Annotated in this window: 11 protein-coding genes; 8 read left to right on the top strand and 3 right to left on the bottom strand. The window is 70.3% G+C overall.

Features of this window, described 5'->3' with window-relative positions; genetic code table 11:
• Positions 1-167 precede the first annotated feature (167 nt).
• The 3 genes from ACFSCV_RS13985 to ACFSCV_RS13975 all read left to right on the top strand — a co-directional run bounded on the left by ACFSCV_RS13985 (position 168) and on the right by ACFSCV_RS13975 (position 3,472).
• The gene (locus ACFSCV_RS13985; RefSeq protein WP_378800190.1) at positions 168-1,526 is read left to right on the top strand and encodes an 8-oxoguanine deaminase; all 1,359 of its coding nucleotides are present in this window, start codon (positions 168-170) and stop codon (positions 1,524-1,526) included.
• 314 nt (positions 1,527-1,840) lie between these two features.
• Entirely contained in the window at positions 1,841-2,641 is an 801-nt protein-coding gene (locus ACFSCV_RS13980) for a hypothetical protein (protein WP_378800189.1), read from the top strand.
• Positions 2,642-2,806: 165 nt separating this feature from the next.
• Entirely contained in the window at positions 2,807-3,472 is a 666-nt protein-coding gene (locus ACFSCV_RS13975; protein WP_378800188.1) for a TetR family transcriptional regulator C-terminal domain-containing protein, read from the top strand.
• A gap of 181 nt (positions 3,473-3,653) precedes the next feature.
• Here ACFSCV_RS13975 and ACFSCV_RS13970 read toward each other — a convergent pair whose 3' ends face one another.
• A complete protein-coding gene (locus ACFSCV_RS13970; RefSeq protein ID WP_378800187.1) occupies positions 3,654-4,766 on the bottom strand; it encodes a BMP family ABC transporter substrate-binding protein in 1,113 nt (370 codons plus the stop codon).
• A 212-nt stretch (positions 4,767-4,978) separates the two neighbouring features.
• Between ACFSCV_RS13970 and ACFSCV_RS13965 the strand changes: the two genes are divergently transcribed.
• From ACFSCV_RS13965 to ACFSCV_RS13945, 5 genes are all read left to right on the top strand, one after another.
• Positions 4,979-5,833, top strand: a complete 855-nt coding sequence (locus ACFSCV_RS13965) for an aromatic ring-hydroxylating dioxygenase subunit alpha (RefSeq protein ID WP_378800186.1) — start codon at positions 4,979-4,981, stop codon at positions 5,831-5,833.
• A gap of 34 nt (positions 5,834-5,867) precedes the next feature.
• Positions 5,868-6,728, top strand: coding sequence for an aromatic ring-hydroxylating dioxygenase subunit alpha (locus ACFSCV_RS13960; protein WP_378800185.1), 861 nt, complete (start codon positions 5,868-5,870; stop codon positions 6,726-6,728).
• Between the two features lie 11 nt (positions 6,729-6,739).
• Complete coding sequence (locus ACFSCV_RS13955; protein WP_378800184.1) at positions 6,740-8,503, top strand: Rieske 2Fe-2S domain-containing protein; 1,764 nt, start codon at positions 6,740-6,742, stop codon at positions 8,501-8,503.
• Positions 8,504-8,548: 45 nt separating this feature from the next.
• A complete protein-coding gene (locus ACFSCV_RS13950) occupies positions 8,549-9,187 on the top strand; it encodes a glutathione S-transferase family protein (protein WP_378800183.1) in 639 nt (212 codons plus the stop codon).
• A 131-nt stretch (positions 9,188-9,318) separates the two neighbouring features.
• Positions 9,319-9,528: a hypothetical protein gene (locus ACFSCV_RS13945; protein WP_378800182.1), complete on the top strand. Its 210-nt coding sequence runs from the start codon at positions 9,319-9,321 to the stop codon at positions 9,526-9,528.
• On the opposite strand, the gene ACFSCV_RS13940 is transcribed toward ACFSCV_RS13945, so the two are convergent.
• Together ACFSCV_RS13940 and ACFSCV_RS13935 are read right to left on the bottom strand one after the other, a co-directional pair.
• Entirely contained in the window at positions 9,525-12,218 is a 2,694-nt protein-coding gene (locus ACFSCV_RS13940) for a molybdopterin-dependent oxidoreductase (protein WP_378800181.1), read from the bottom strand. The genes ACFSCV_RS13945 and ACFSCV_RS13940 overlap by 4 nt on opposite strands.
• Complete coding sequence (locus tag ACFSCV_RS13935) at positions 12,215-13,030, bottom strand: FAD binding domain-containing protein (RefSeq protein WP_378800180.1); 816 nt, start codon at positions 13,028-13,030, stop codon at positions 12,215-12,217. The genes ACFSCV_RS13940 and ACFSCV_RS13935 overlap by 4 nt, the downstream gene beginning before the upstream one ends.
• Between the last annotated feature and the right edge of the window lie 33 nt (positions 13,031-13,063).

The raw sequence follows: 13,063 nt of genomic DNA, 5'->3' as shown, positions 1-13,063 counted from the left end.
CCCGTCATAGGCCGGTGACGCGCGGGGACCTAGCCGGGAGCCCTAGTTTTCCCCGCGGGTTCGCTCGAACGGCGTGGGCCCCGCTGGCACGGCGCTTGAATTGGCGGCGCGCGGGCCGGATCGTCGCGGCCCGCCGCCTCCGGCCTCCCGACACAGGTGATCCGCCCGTGCCCACGCTTCTGATCCGCCACGCCGACGTGCTCGTGACCATGGACGGCGCGCGCCGCGAGATCCCCGACGGCGGCCTGTTCGCCCGCGACGGCGTCATCGAGCAAGTGGGGCCGACGGCGGAGCTGCCGGCGGAGGCGGACCGGGTGATCGACATGACGGGCCGCGTGGTGACGCCCGGCCTCGTCAACACCCACCACCACCTCTACCAGAACCTCACCCGCGTCGTGCCGGCGGCGCAGGACGCGCTGCTGTTCGGCTGGCTCAGGACGCTCTACCCGATCTGGGCGCGGATGGGGCCGGAGCACATCCATGTCTCGACGCTGGTCGGGTTGATGGAGCTCGCGGAGACCGGTTGCACCACCAGCTCCGACCACCTCTACATGTATCCGAACGGCGCGCGCCTCGACGACTCGATCGAGGCGGCGGTCGAGATCGGCGTTCGGTTCCATCCCACGCGCGGCTCGATGAGCATCGGCGAGTCCCAGGGCGGCCTGCCGCCGGACGCGCTGGTGGAGCGGGAGGACGCCATCCTCGCCGACTGCCGCCGCGTCATCGAGGCGTTCAACGACCCCGCGCCGTTCGCGATGGTGCGCGTCGGCGTCGCGCCCTGCTCGCCGTTCTCGGTCAGCCGCGACCTGATGCGGGCTTCGGCCGAGCTCGCCCGCAGCTACGGCGTCGGGCTGCACACCCATCTCGCCGAGAACGTGGAGGACGTCGCCTATTCGCTCGAGCAGTTCGGCGTTCGGCCGGGCGCCTATGCGGAGGAGCTGGGCTGGTGCGGCCACGACGTCTGGCACGCCCACTGCGTGCAGCTCGATCCCGGCGAGATCTCCCTGTTCGCTCGCAGCGGGACCGGCGTCGCGCATTGTCCGTGCTCGAACATGCGGCTCGGCAGCGGCGTCGCGCCGGTCCGGGCCATGCTCGACGCTGGCGTGACGGTCGGGCTCGGCGTCGACGGTTCGGCCTCGAACGACTCCGCCCACATGCTGAACGAGGCCCGTCAGGCGCTGCTGCTGCAGCGGGTCGCGCGCGGCGGCTCGGCGCTGTCGGCGCGGGAGGCGCTGGAGCTCGCGACGCTCGGCGGCGCGAAGACGCTCGGCCGTCCGGACATCGGCGCGCTGGCGCCCGGCATGGCGGCGGACCTCGCCGCCTTCGACATGGGCGCCGTCGCCTTCGCGGGTGCGCAATGGGACCCGGTCGCGGCGCTCGTGTTCTGCGGACCGGCGCGCGCGGACCTCACCGTCGTCAACGGGCGGGTGGTGGTCGAAGGCGGGCGATGCGTCACGGTCGACCGCGAGCGCGCCCTCCGGCGGCACGCCGATCTGGCCAAGGCGCTGATCGGCGCCGCGCTTTGAGGCGCCCGGCACCACTAGAGCGCAACCCTGGGCGAGCTCTTGACCATTTTGTGACCAGTAACGGCGCGATCAGCCTCGCATATGGGCATTGTGTTTGTCCGGTTACACTTATGGATTACACGCGAAGCCGCAATCCAGTCATATTGACCGTTCGGTCAGGGCGTGTGACCTTTCGTTTCGCATCGGGGATTGATGTATCCGAAACACAGATTCGCGCATGAATGCTGCGCGAAATCATGAATCTGCGACCAGATCGGGGGCGCTTAACAATGACGTCTGCCTTGAATACCTGCCGGAGCTGGAGCGCTGGCCTTGTGACCGCGGCGGCGCTCGCGTTCGGCGCCACGGCCGCCTCCGCCGCCGATCTCGCTGACCCGGCCGCGCCCGCGGCGCCTGCGCCGTTCTCGTTCAGCGTCACCGAGATCCAGTTCCAGCTCGGCAAGCTCGACAACCCGTTCAACGACACCAAGAGCTGGACGCCGATCGTCACGCTTCAGCACGCCTCGAGCTGGGTGTTCGGCGACGTGTTCTTCTTCGTCGACTATCTCGACGACCGCCGCACCGACGTCTCCAACTTCAACGACAAGGAATTCTACGGCGAGTTCTACGCTTATTTCAGCTCCGCCAAGCTGCTCGGCATGCAGTATGGCGGGCCGATCAAGGATGTCGGCGTGGTCGCCGGCGTGAACGCCGGCGCGGATTCGAACTATCTCGGCTATCTGCCGGGCGTCTATGTCGACTGGAAGGTGCCCGGCTTCGTGCACTTCCGCACCCAGTTCACCGCCGTGATCGATAACAGCGATGCCCCGTCCGAGCAGAAGGACGGCTGGCAGGCGGACTGGTCGTTCGTCGCTCCGTTCGAGCTCGCCGGCCAGTTCTTCAGCTTCGAAGGCCACGTCGAATACACGGCCAACTCGCGAAACAAGACTTTCGGCACCAAGCAGAGCGACTGGATCCTCGGCCAGCCGCAGCTTCGCTGGGACGCGGGCTACGCCTTCACCGGCAAGAAGGACGTGTTCTTCCTCGGCACCGAATACCAGTTCTGGATCAACAAGCTCGGCGTCAAGGACGTCGACGAGAGCGCGTTCCAGGCGCTCGCGGTGGTGCGCTTCTGATCCGGGCGTCCTGACCCTTATCGCTTCCTCCCGAACTGGCGGCCGGCGCTTTCCACGCGCCGGCCGTTTTTTCGTGACCGGACGGACGCACTGGCGCCGGGCCGGCCGCATGGGGTATGGAGGCCCTCGACGGCGACGCCGCCGTTTCGAGAGGTCGAGGCGCAGTTGGATCAGGCGAGGCCCGGACGCGATCACGGCGAGGAGCCGGCCGAGGCGGGCGGGCGCGAGAGGGCTACCAACGCCGAGGCCAAGATCCTCGACGCCGCCGAGCAGGTCTTCGCGCAATACGGCTTCCGCGGCGCCACCACGGCGATGATCGCCGAGCGGGCGGGCGTGACGAAGTCCAACATCTACTACTACCACCGCAGCAAGGAGGCGCTCTACCGGGCGCTGCTCAACGGCATCCTGAAGGTCTGGGCCGACACGCTGCGGCTGATCGACGAGGACAAGTCGCCGGAGGACTGCATCCGGCTCTATCTGCGCAGGAAGATGGAGTTTTCGCGCGCGCGGCCGCAGCTCTCGCGCATCTTCGCGAACGAGATCATCAGCGGCGCGCCGCACATCGGCGACCAGATCGCCGCGGCCACGCGCCCGCTGCTCGAGGAGAAGGCGGCCCTGATCGCGCGCTGGATCGAGGAAGGCCGGATCAGCCCTGCGGTGAACCCGACCTTCCTGATCTTCATGCTGTGGGCCTCGACCCAGGCCTACGCCGATTTCGCGGCGCAGATGCAGATCCTGCTCGGCAAAGCCAAGCTCGAGCCCGCCGACTACGACAGCGCGCTCGACACCATCACCGCCGTCGCCCTCGGCGGCGCGCTGGCGCGGGACTGAGCGCTCGCGGCGAGGAGAGGCCGCCAGGACTTCGGATCGGATCGACCGTCATGCCCGCCTTTGCGGGCATCCACGACTTCCTGCCAGCGCCGGCGCTCGACGCCCAAGTCCTGGATACCCGCGCAAAAGCGCGGGCATGACGGCGAGGCGGCCTCGGTCGCCCCTTGGCCGCCCGAAAGCGTCAGCCGAGATTGCCGGTCATGCCCTTCACGAACCAGTTGATGCTGCGGATGCCCTTGGCGTCGAGCACGCCGCCCGCGGCGACGCGGGTCTCGCCCTTCTGGTCCTTGATCTCGCCGCCGAAGGGGTGGAGCGTCCCGGCCTTGATCTCTTCCTCCTTGGCGGCGAGCATGGCCTTCACGTCGTCCGGGATCGCCGCGTTGTAGGGCGACATCTTCACGACGCCCTCCTTGAGGCCGTCCCAGCGCTCCTCCGAGGTCCAGGTTCCCTCCAGCACCTTGCGCGTCGCGCCGACATATTCGCTGGTCCAGTCGAGCGTGAAGGCGGTGAGGTGCTTGGTCGGCGCGAATTTCGACATGTCGCTGGCGTAGCCGATGCCCCAGACGCCGGCGGATTCCGCCGCCTGCACGCTCGACGGCGTGTCGGTCATGCCGCAGATCACGTCGCAGCCCTGCGCGATCAGCGCGGCGGCCGCGTCCTTCTCCTTGCCGGGGTCGAACCAGGAGTTGAGGAAGATCGTCGAGCAGGTCGCTGCCGGATTGACGCTCTGCGCGCCGAGCAGCAGCGCGTTGGCGGGGCCCACGATGTCCGGGATCGGGAAGCCGCCGACGAAGCCGATCTTGCCGGTCTTCGACATCTTGCCCGCGGCGACGCCGGCGAGATAGGTGCCCTCGTAGTACTTGGCCTCGAAGGTGCCAAGATTCGGCAGGTGCACGATGCCGGAGCAGTGCTCGAACTTCACCTTGGGGAACTGGCGCGCGACCTTCTGCAAGGGCGTGCCGTGCGAGAAGCTGGTGCCGAAGATGAGCTGGTGGCCGCCGGCGGCGAGGTCGCGGAAGGTGCGGTCCGCGTCCTGCGGATTCGCGATGTTCTCGAGCACGGTCACGGTGACCTTGTCGCCGAAGGTCGATTTGATCGCCTCGACGCCGAGCGAATGCTGCTTGGTCCAGCCGATGTCGGAGATCGGGGACACATAGGCGACGGCGATCTTGAGCGGCGCCGCCGCGCGGGCGGGCGAGCCGGCGAGCGACGCGGCGGCGAGGCCTGCGCCCGCGGCGCCGAGGCCGGCGAGCATCTGGCGGCGGTCGAGGACTTTTGGATCGAAGGAGCGCATCTCGGATGTCCGATGACAGGAGTTGAAGCCGCCGCGGCGGGCGGCTGCGCTTCCTCGCGGACATGCGCGTTCGTTACGCTAGCGGACGCCGCGCCTTTCGATCAATCTCTCGCCACGATTAAAAAGAATGCAGAACTGGCCGCAATTATGTGCTTGGCAAAGTTCGCGCGCGCCGGCTAAGTCCTCGCCAGTACAAGAACGCGAGCTTTCAAATGACCGGACGCGCTCCCGACAGGGCGCTGGTCGATGATTGGCACGTCGTTGTGGATCGGTCCTGGCTGAAGTTCGGCCAACTGTATCGAACGAAGCTCTTCGGCGCAGCGCTGCAGATTTCCCTCGACGTCGACGGACGGGCGAGGGTCAGCCTCTCCGCGACCGGCGCGGTCTTGCCCTCGGTGGAACGCTACGGGCTGGTGTTCGCCTCCGTCGGCCGTCCGGCTCGGGACGTGGTCGACATCCCCGAGGCGCGGGAAAGCGACCGCCTGGTCGTGACCGGCGGCTCGATCGGCGTCGGCGTCTCCGGGCTTCGGGCGGTCGAGAACTTCCTCGATCTCGGCCATCTGCCCTTCGTGCACACCGACATTCTCGGTGACGAAGCCCACACCGAGGTCGAGAACTACGACGTCGCGCGCGCCGAAGACGGCGGCATCCTCGTCACGAACTGCCGCTTCTTCCAGCCGGTCGCCTCGCCGAGCGCGTCCGGCGGCATCATGGCGGACTACGCCTACCGGGTGTTCCGGCCGTTCACGGTCGGGCTCTACAAGACCAACCCGAAGCAGCCCGACCGGCGCGACTTCATCGCGCTGTTCGTGCAGCCGGTGGACGAGGAGCGCTGCGTCGCGCACTCGCTGCTCGCCTATGTCGAGGACGGGCTGACGGCCGCCGGAGTGCGGGCGTTCATGCAGCTCATCTTCGCGCAGGACAAGCCGATCCTCGAGAACCATGTCCCGAAGCGGCTGCCGCTCGACCCGCGGGCCGAGACGCCGATCCGCGCCGACAAGTCCTCGATCGCCTACCGCCGCTGGCTGAGCGAACTCGGCGTCACTTATGGCGCGATCCCGGCCTGAGCCGGCTTCCGCGACGCATCTGGATAAGATCGCAATGACCGAATCCTCTTCACTGTCCGCCGCCGAACGGAACGCCTGGCAGGTGGTGTCCTCGCTCGACGAGATCGCCGCGAGCCGCAGGGTCGCCACGGTCCTGTTCGGCGAGCCGATCACCGTCGCGCGCGAAGACGGCGCCGCGGTCGCGCGGCGCGCGGACGGGGCGGCGATGCCCACGATCGAGCGCTACGGCTATGTCTGGGCCAGCGTCGGCGCGCCCGAGGGCGACCTGTTCCCGCTGCCGGAGTTCGCCGAGCCCGACCGCCGCAACCTGCACGGCGCCACCATCGGCGTCAGGGTCTCGGCGCCGCGCGCGATCGAGAATTTCCTCGACATGGGCCACTTCCCCTTCGTGCACACCGGCATCCTCGGCGAGGAGCCGCACACCGAAGTGAAGGACTACGACGTCGAGGTCTCGGCCGAGCGCGACGAGGTGCTGGCGACCGGCTGCCTGTTCTACCAGCCGATGGCGGCCGCAAGCGCCAAGGCTGGCATCGAGGTCGAGTATGTCTACCGGGTGCCGCATCCGTTCTGCTCGGTGCTCTACAAGTCCAGCCCGGCCGCGCCGGGACGGCAGGACGTGATCGCGCTGTTCCTGCAGCCGGTCGGCGAGGAGCAGGTCAGGGCGCACATGCTGCTGTCGCTGATCGACGACGTCAGCAGCGACGCCGATCTCCGCAACTTCCAGCAGACCATCTTCGCGCAGGACAAGCCGATCCTCGAGAACCAGGTGCCGAAGCGGCTGCCGCTCGACCCGCGGGCCGAGACGCCGATCCGCGCCGACAAGTCCGCGATCGCCTACCGGCGCTGGCTCTCGGCCAAGGGCGTCGGCTACGGCGTCATCCCGGCGCGCGGGTGAGCGGATCGATCATGCAGCAGGATCTTCGCGCGCTCTGGTTCCCGGTCGCCTCGAGCGGGGATCTTCCCTTCCGCCATGTCTACCAGGGACAGCTTCTCGGGCTCGAATTCGCGGTCTGGCGCGCCGACGACGGCGCGGTCAACGTTTGGGAGAACCGCTGCCTGCACCGCGGGGTGCGGCTGTCGATCGGGCTCAATCTCGGCTCCGAGCTCAAGTGCCAGTACCACGGCTGGCGCTACGCCAATGGCGACGCGAGCTGCCTCTACATCCCGGCGCATCCCGCCAACGCCCCGGCGCGGACGATCCGCAACCGGGTCTACCGCTCGGTCGAGCGCTACGGGCTGATCTGGTCCGCGATCGAGCCGCTGGCCGAACCGCCGGTCATCCCGGAGCTCGAAACGGCTGAGCCTCTCGCGCTGCGGCCGATGCCGGTCGCGGCGCCGGCGTCGCGCGTCGTCGAGGCGCTCCGGAGCTACGCCGCGCGTCTCGGCGCCGAGGCCGTGGAGCCGGCGACCGATCTGCGGCCCGACGGCGCGTTCGCCCTGCGCGCGTCCTGGCGACGGGACAGCGAGGTGGAGACCGCGGCGTTCTTCGTGCAGCCGACCGCCGCGCGCGCCTGCGTGATCCGCGGCCTTCTGCTCGGCGACGTCGCGGAGGCGGAGCGCGTCGCGACGCTCAAGGCGCACAACGCCGCGCTGACCGCTTTGCGCGAGGAGGCGGAGGCCGCCGACGCGCGGGAGCCCGACGCGGCAGCCGCGGTCGAAGAGGCCGAGATCCCGCTTTCGCCTCGGGTCACGACCGTCGCAGGCGGCGAGCGCGCCGCAAGCGGCGAGGCCATCCGGGTGCGGGTCGCGCGCAAATGGCGGGTGGCGGCCGACGTCGTCGCGCTGCGGCTGGAGCCGGTCTCCGGCGCGCTGCCGCCCCCAGCGCCCGGCGCGCATGTGGACCTGCATCTGCCGAACGGTCTGGTGCGGCAGTATTCGCTGACCAACGGCCCGGCCGAGCGCGACGCCTATGTCGTCGCCGTGAAGCGCGAGCCGCAATCCCTCGGCGGCTCGGCGGCGGTCCATGACGCGGTGCGCGAGGGCGACCTGCTGGCCGTAAGCCCGCCGCACGACAATTTCCGCCTCGCGCGCGGCGGCGGCCGTCATGTGCTGCTCGCGGGCGGCATCGGCGTCACGCCGCTGCTCGCCATGGCGAAGGCGCTGGCGGCGTCGGGGCGGCCGTTCGAGCTGCACCTGTTCGCGCGTTCCGCCGAGCACGCTCCCTTCGCGGACGATCTCGGCGGGCTGGGCGCGTCCGTGCAGATGCACATAGCGCTCGATCCGGCCTCGACGGGCGACCGTATCGCCTCCATCCTCGCCAACCGCGCCGACGACGCGCATGTCTATGTCTGCGGGCCGGCGCCGATGATCGAGGCCGCGGTCGCGCGCGCTGAGCAGGCCGGCTGGCCGGATTCCGCGGTGCATTTCGAGCATTTCGGCAACGCCAAGGCGGTCGACGACAGCACGTCTTTCGAGGTGGCGCTGGCGCGTTCGGCGATCACGGTCGCGATCCCCGCAGGGCGCACCATCACCGACGTCCTGCGCGAGCACGGCGTCTCGGTTCCGACCTCCTGCGAGCAGGGCGCCTGCGGCACGTGCATCACCACGGTGCTCGAGGGCAAACCGGATCATCAAGACGTGTTCCTCTCCAAGGCCGAGCGCGCCAGCGACACCTGCATGACGCCCTGCACCTCGCGCTCGCTCACCCCGCGCCTCGTGCTGGACCTCTGAGATGCCCGCTCATTCGACGCGACGTCCTGACTGGCGGAGCCGCCCGTGCTGATCCTCCACGATTACGAACTCTCGTCCGAGGCCTATGCGGCGCGGCTGATGCTGGGGTTCCTCGGCCTGGCGCATGAGTCGCGGCCCGTCGACGTCTATCCCGGCGCGGCCAACGAGGCGCCGGCGTTCCGGCGGCTGAGCCCGCTCGGCCGCGTGCCGGTGCTGGAGGACGGAGGCCTCGCGCTCTGGGACTGGCAGGCGATCCTGATCCATCTCGCGGCGACCTACGACGAAAGCCGTCGCTGGCTGCCGCAGAATCCGGCGCGGGCCGGCGCGATCGCGCAGTGGATGGCCGTGGGGCGCGAACTGGAGGACAGTTCCGGCCTCGCCCGGCGCCATCTCGCGATGTTCGTCGACGCCGACCTGCCGCTGGCGCAGGAGCGCGCGCACCGGCTGATGCGCCAGATGGACGAGCATCTCTGGTTCCAGGAGCAGGCCGGGCAGGACTGGCTGATCGACGGTCCCCACCCGACGCTCGCCGACCTCGCGCCGTTCCCGGCCGTCATGCTGTCGGAGGAGGGCGGCGTCGACCGCAGGGACTACCCGGCCATCCGTCGCTGGTCGGAGCGATTCCGCCGCACGCCGGGCTTCGTCACCATGTCCGGCGTGTTCCCCGCCGCGCCCGTGGGCTGAGCCGCAAGCCCGGCGCGCCATGCGCCGGACGCGCGCCTTCCATGCCGCCTCTGCGGTCTCAGAGGGGAACCACCCCGCGCCTCCGCGCATTGTGCAGCCGAACGTCTCACAAGACGATTAGGAGAAGCGCAATGCGCAAGACAGCACTCATCCTCGCTTTAACGGCGATCCCCTTCGCGGCCCCGGCTTTCGCGGCGACCGACAGCCTTTCGACCCAGCAGCGCAACATCGCGGCGTGCAACGCGGTGGCCGATTCCTACGGAGTGACCGGTTACGCCCGCAGCGGCATCGTGCAGCGCTGCTTCGAGCAGAAGACCACCGCGGACCACCGCGCGGGTTAAGCTTCTCCGTCCTGCCGCGACAGCCGATCAAAAATCCGGTCGGCCGCCAGCGGCAGGGCGCAGAACCGCTCGCCGGTCGCGTCCCTCACCGCGTTGGCGAGGGCCGCCGCGACGGGGTTGAACGGGCTTTCGCTCATCGACTTCGCGCCAAGCGGCCCAAGCGCGTCGCTTGTGTCGGCGAACAGCACCTCGGTGCGCGGCGCGTCGGCGAAGGCGGGGATGTGGTAGTTGCGCAATGTGCGCGTGACGACCTCTCCGCCAGGGCCGATGTCCACATGCTCGTAGAGGGCGGCGCCGACCGCCTGCGCGACCCCGCCCTCGACCTGTCCGCGGCACTGCAACGGATTGATCACCACGCCAGCGTCCGCGCCGTGGACGCTCCGCAGGATGCGGATCGCGCCCGTGACGCGGTGCACCGCGACCCGGAACGCCTGGACGTTGAAGGCCACGGATCGCGGGCTGCCATCTGAAAAGCCAGTGGCTGACAGCCCGCCCGGCGACCCGATCTCGGACAGCGACAGCCGGGCGTTGCCGGCCGCCACCCCGTCCTCGACAAGCTCACATCCTTCCGGCGTCACGCCGAGACGCTCCGCCGCGACGTTCTGGATCGCCGCGCGCAGCCCGATCGCGGCGATGTGCGCGGCCTTGCCGGCGACGACCGTTCCGGTCGATCCGAACGCGCCGGTGTCATAACCCGAGGTGTCGGTGTCGGACTGCACGATCGCGATCCGGTCGGGCGTGGTGTTGAGCGCCGCGGCCGCGAGCTGCGCGTGCACGGTGGTCGAGCCGTTGCCGAACTCGGCGGTGCCCACCGCGAGCTCGTAGGCGCCGGCCGCCGTCAGCCGCGCTTCGGCGTTGGCGTAGTGGCCGCGCGGCGGAATCGTGTCGAGCATGCCGATCGCCATGCCTTCGCCCACCAGCCAGTCGGGCGACGGCGCGCCGGCCGCGCCGCGGTCCTCCGCCATCGCCGCCTCGACGAGGTCGAGGCACTGGTCGAGGCCGTAGGAGCCGTATTCGACGTCGTGCGGGTGGTCGTCGAAGGCGACCATGGCGTCGCCCGGCCGGATCGCGTTGATGCGGCGCATCTCGTAGGGGCTGATCCCGAGCGTGCGCGCCAGCTCGTCCATAGCGGACTCGATCGCGAAGTTGGTCTGGCTCAGGCCGTAGCCGCGGAAGGCGCCCGACGGCACGACATTGGCGTAGACCACGTGGCCTTCGACGCGCTTGGCGGCGCAGCGGTAGAGCGCCACGCTCTCGTTGCAGCCGTGGAAAAACACGCCGACGCCGTGATTGCCATAGGCGCCCGTGTTCGACAGCACCTCCATCTCGATCGCGGTCAGCGCGCCGTCCGCGGCGGCGCCGAGCTTCACCCGCACCCGCATGGGATGCCGGACGGTCGCGCCGGTGAACTGTTCCTCGCGCGTGAATTCGAGCTTCACCGGCCGGTTGAGCTTCAGCGCCGCCAGCGCGACGACGTCCTCGGTCAGCAGCTCCTGCTTGCCGCCGAAACCGCCGCCGACGCGAGCGCACATCACCCGCACCTGCGACTCGGGCAGGCCGAGCACGGATGCGAGGCGCCGGCGCGCGAGGAACGGCACTTGGCTGCTGGTGCGCACGTTCAGCCGCCCGTCCGCGCCGATCCAGGCCAGCGAGCCGTGGGTCTCAAGATGGACGTGCTGGATGCGGTGGCTCTCGAACACGCCCTCATAGATCGCCGTGGCCGCCGCGAAGCCGGCGTCGGCGTCGCCGAGGTCGCCGTGCACCTCGGCGACCACGTTGTCCGTGCGGCCGGGGCGGTCATGGACGAGCGGCGCGCCGGGGCGCAGCGCGGCCTCGGCGTCGAACACGGGGGCCAAGAGCTCGTAGGTCACGCGGATCGCGCGGCAGCCGGCCTCCGCCGCGGCCTCGCTGTCCGCGACCACCGCCGCGACCCGCTGGCCGACGAAACGCACGACGTCGTCGAGCACGCGCATGTCGGCCGGATCGTCGGCGTCGAGCTCGTGCAGCCCGGTCGACATCAGCGTCGCCGGCGCGTCCTCGTGGGTCAGGACCAGCCGCACGCCGGGCACGGCCAGGGCCTCCGACGCGTCGATCGACAGGATTCGCGCGTGCGGGTGCGGGGAGCGCAGCAGCTTCATGTGCAGCATGCCCTCCATCGCGAGGTCAAAGGTGTAGGGCTCCGATCCGGTCACGATCCGCCGGCTCGCCGGGGCCGGCGCGTTGCGGCCGGGCGCGGCGCCGGGGGGAGGGGCCTCCACATGGGCGACGCCGCGCACCGCGTCCTCGATCGCGCGGTAGCCGGTGCAGCGGCAGAGATTGCCCTTGAGCGCGCCGGGGAGATCGTCGAGCTGCGCGGGGGTCAGCCGCGACGCGGTCATGATCATGCCGGCGGTGCAGAAGCCGCACTGGAAGCCCTGCGCCGCGACGAAGCGCTCCTGCGTCGGCGACAGCGCGCCGTCGGAGGAGGCGAGGCCCTCGATCGTAGTGACGGCGCGCCCTTCGGCCCGGTGGGCGGGGAAGATGCAGCTGTGCACCGGCGCGTCGTCCACATGCACGGTGCAGGCGCCGCAGTCGCCCGCGTCGCAGCCCTTCTTGACGCCGAAGAAGCCCTGCTCGCGCAGGTAGGTGCGCAGGCACTGGCCCGGACGGGGCACCGCGTCGAGGTGTTGTCCGTTGACGGTGAAGCTCATGCCGCGAGTTCGGCCCGGATGTCTTCGGCGAGGTGGAAGGTCAGCGCCCGGCGCCAGTCGGGGCGGCCGTGGACGTCGTCGTGCCAGAGCGCGGGCGGGACCGCGCTCTGGATCGCCCCGGCGAGGGCGTCCGCGTCCGGCCTCTCCGCGAAGACGAGCCGCACCGGCCGCCGGGTCGAGGCGGTGATCGTCAGCGCGAGCCCGCCTCGGCCGTCACGCAGTCCGATCAGCAGCGCGGCCGAGCGTCCGCGCGGCGTGAGCGAGATCTGCCGGAAGGCAGACCGCGCCCGGAAGCTCGCGACGGGAAAGGCGATCGCCCGCAGCAGTTCGCCCGGCCGGAGCGCGTTCGTGCGGTCGCCGGTGACGAAGTCGGCCGCCTTGACGCGGCGCTCATCCCCCTCCGGCGTCCAGATCAGGCAGGTGGCGTCGGTCGCGGCGGCGAGCGAGGTCATCGGTCCCGCGGGAAGCGCGAGGCACATGTTGCCGCCGACCGTCGCCATGTTCCAGATCTTGAACGAGCCCAGCAGCGCGCCGCAGCACTGCGGAATCAGCCGCGCGGACGCCCAGTCCGCCGGCGCCGCGAAATCGTGGAGCGCGCGGATCGTGCAGGTCGCCGCGACCGTCAGCGCGTCCTCGGTCAGCTCGATCGGCGCCCAGCCGAAGCCGGCGAGATCGATCAGCCGGTCGAGGCCGGGCTGGGGCTCCGAATAGAGCCAAGTGCCGCCGCCGAGCCAGGCGTCGCCGGCGCGCCAGCCGGCGAGCGCGCTCCGGTCGGGGCGCGTCACCACGTCGGTGATGGTGTTGATGTCCAAACCTTGAGCTCCCCCGGCGCTTGTCGGCCGCCT

The organism is Methylopila henanensis (genome assembly GCF_042681025.1).
GTDB lineage: Bacteria > Pseudomonadota > Alphaproteobacteria > Rhizobiales > Methylopilaceae > Methylopila > Methylopila henanensis.
Note: the sequence above shows the minus strand (reverse complement) of the source record. Positions and strands in the feature narration are given on the sequence as shown.

Excerpts from the sequence above, each read along its gene's own strand:
- ACFSCV_RS13970 (WP_378800187.1), bottom strand. The coding sequence starts at position 4,766 with ATGCGCTCCTTCGATCCAAAAGTCCTCGACCGCCGCCAGATGCTCGCC.
- ACFSCV_RS13965 (WP_378800186.1), top strand. The coding sequence starts at position 4,979 with ATGACCGGACGCGCTCCCGACAGGGCGCTGGTCGATGATTGGCACGTC.
- ACFSCV_RS13960 (WP_378800185.1), top strand. The coding sequence starts at position 5,868 with ATGACCGAATCCTCTTCACTGTCCGCCGCCGAACGGAACGCCTGGCAG.
- ACFSCV_RS13955 (WP_378800184.1), top strand. The coding sequence starts at position 6,740 with ATGCAGCAGGATCTTCGCGCGCTCTGGTTCCCGGTCGCCTCGAGCGGG.
- ACFSCV_RS13945 (WP_378800182.1), top strand. The coding sequence starts at position 9,319 with ATGCGCAAGACAGCACTCATCCTCGCTTTAACGGCGATCCCCTTCGCG.
- ACFSCV_RS13940 (WP_378800181.1), bottom strand. The coding sequence starts at position 12,218 with ATGAGCTTCACCGTCAACGGACAACACCTCGACGCGGTGCCCCGTCCG.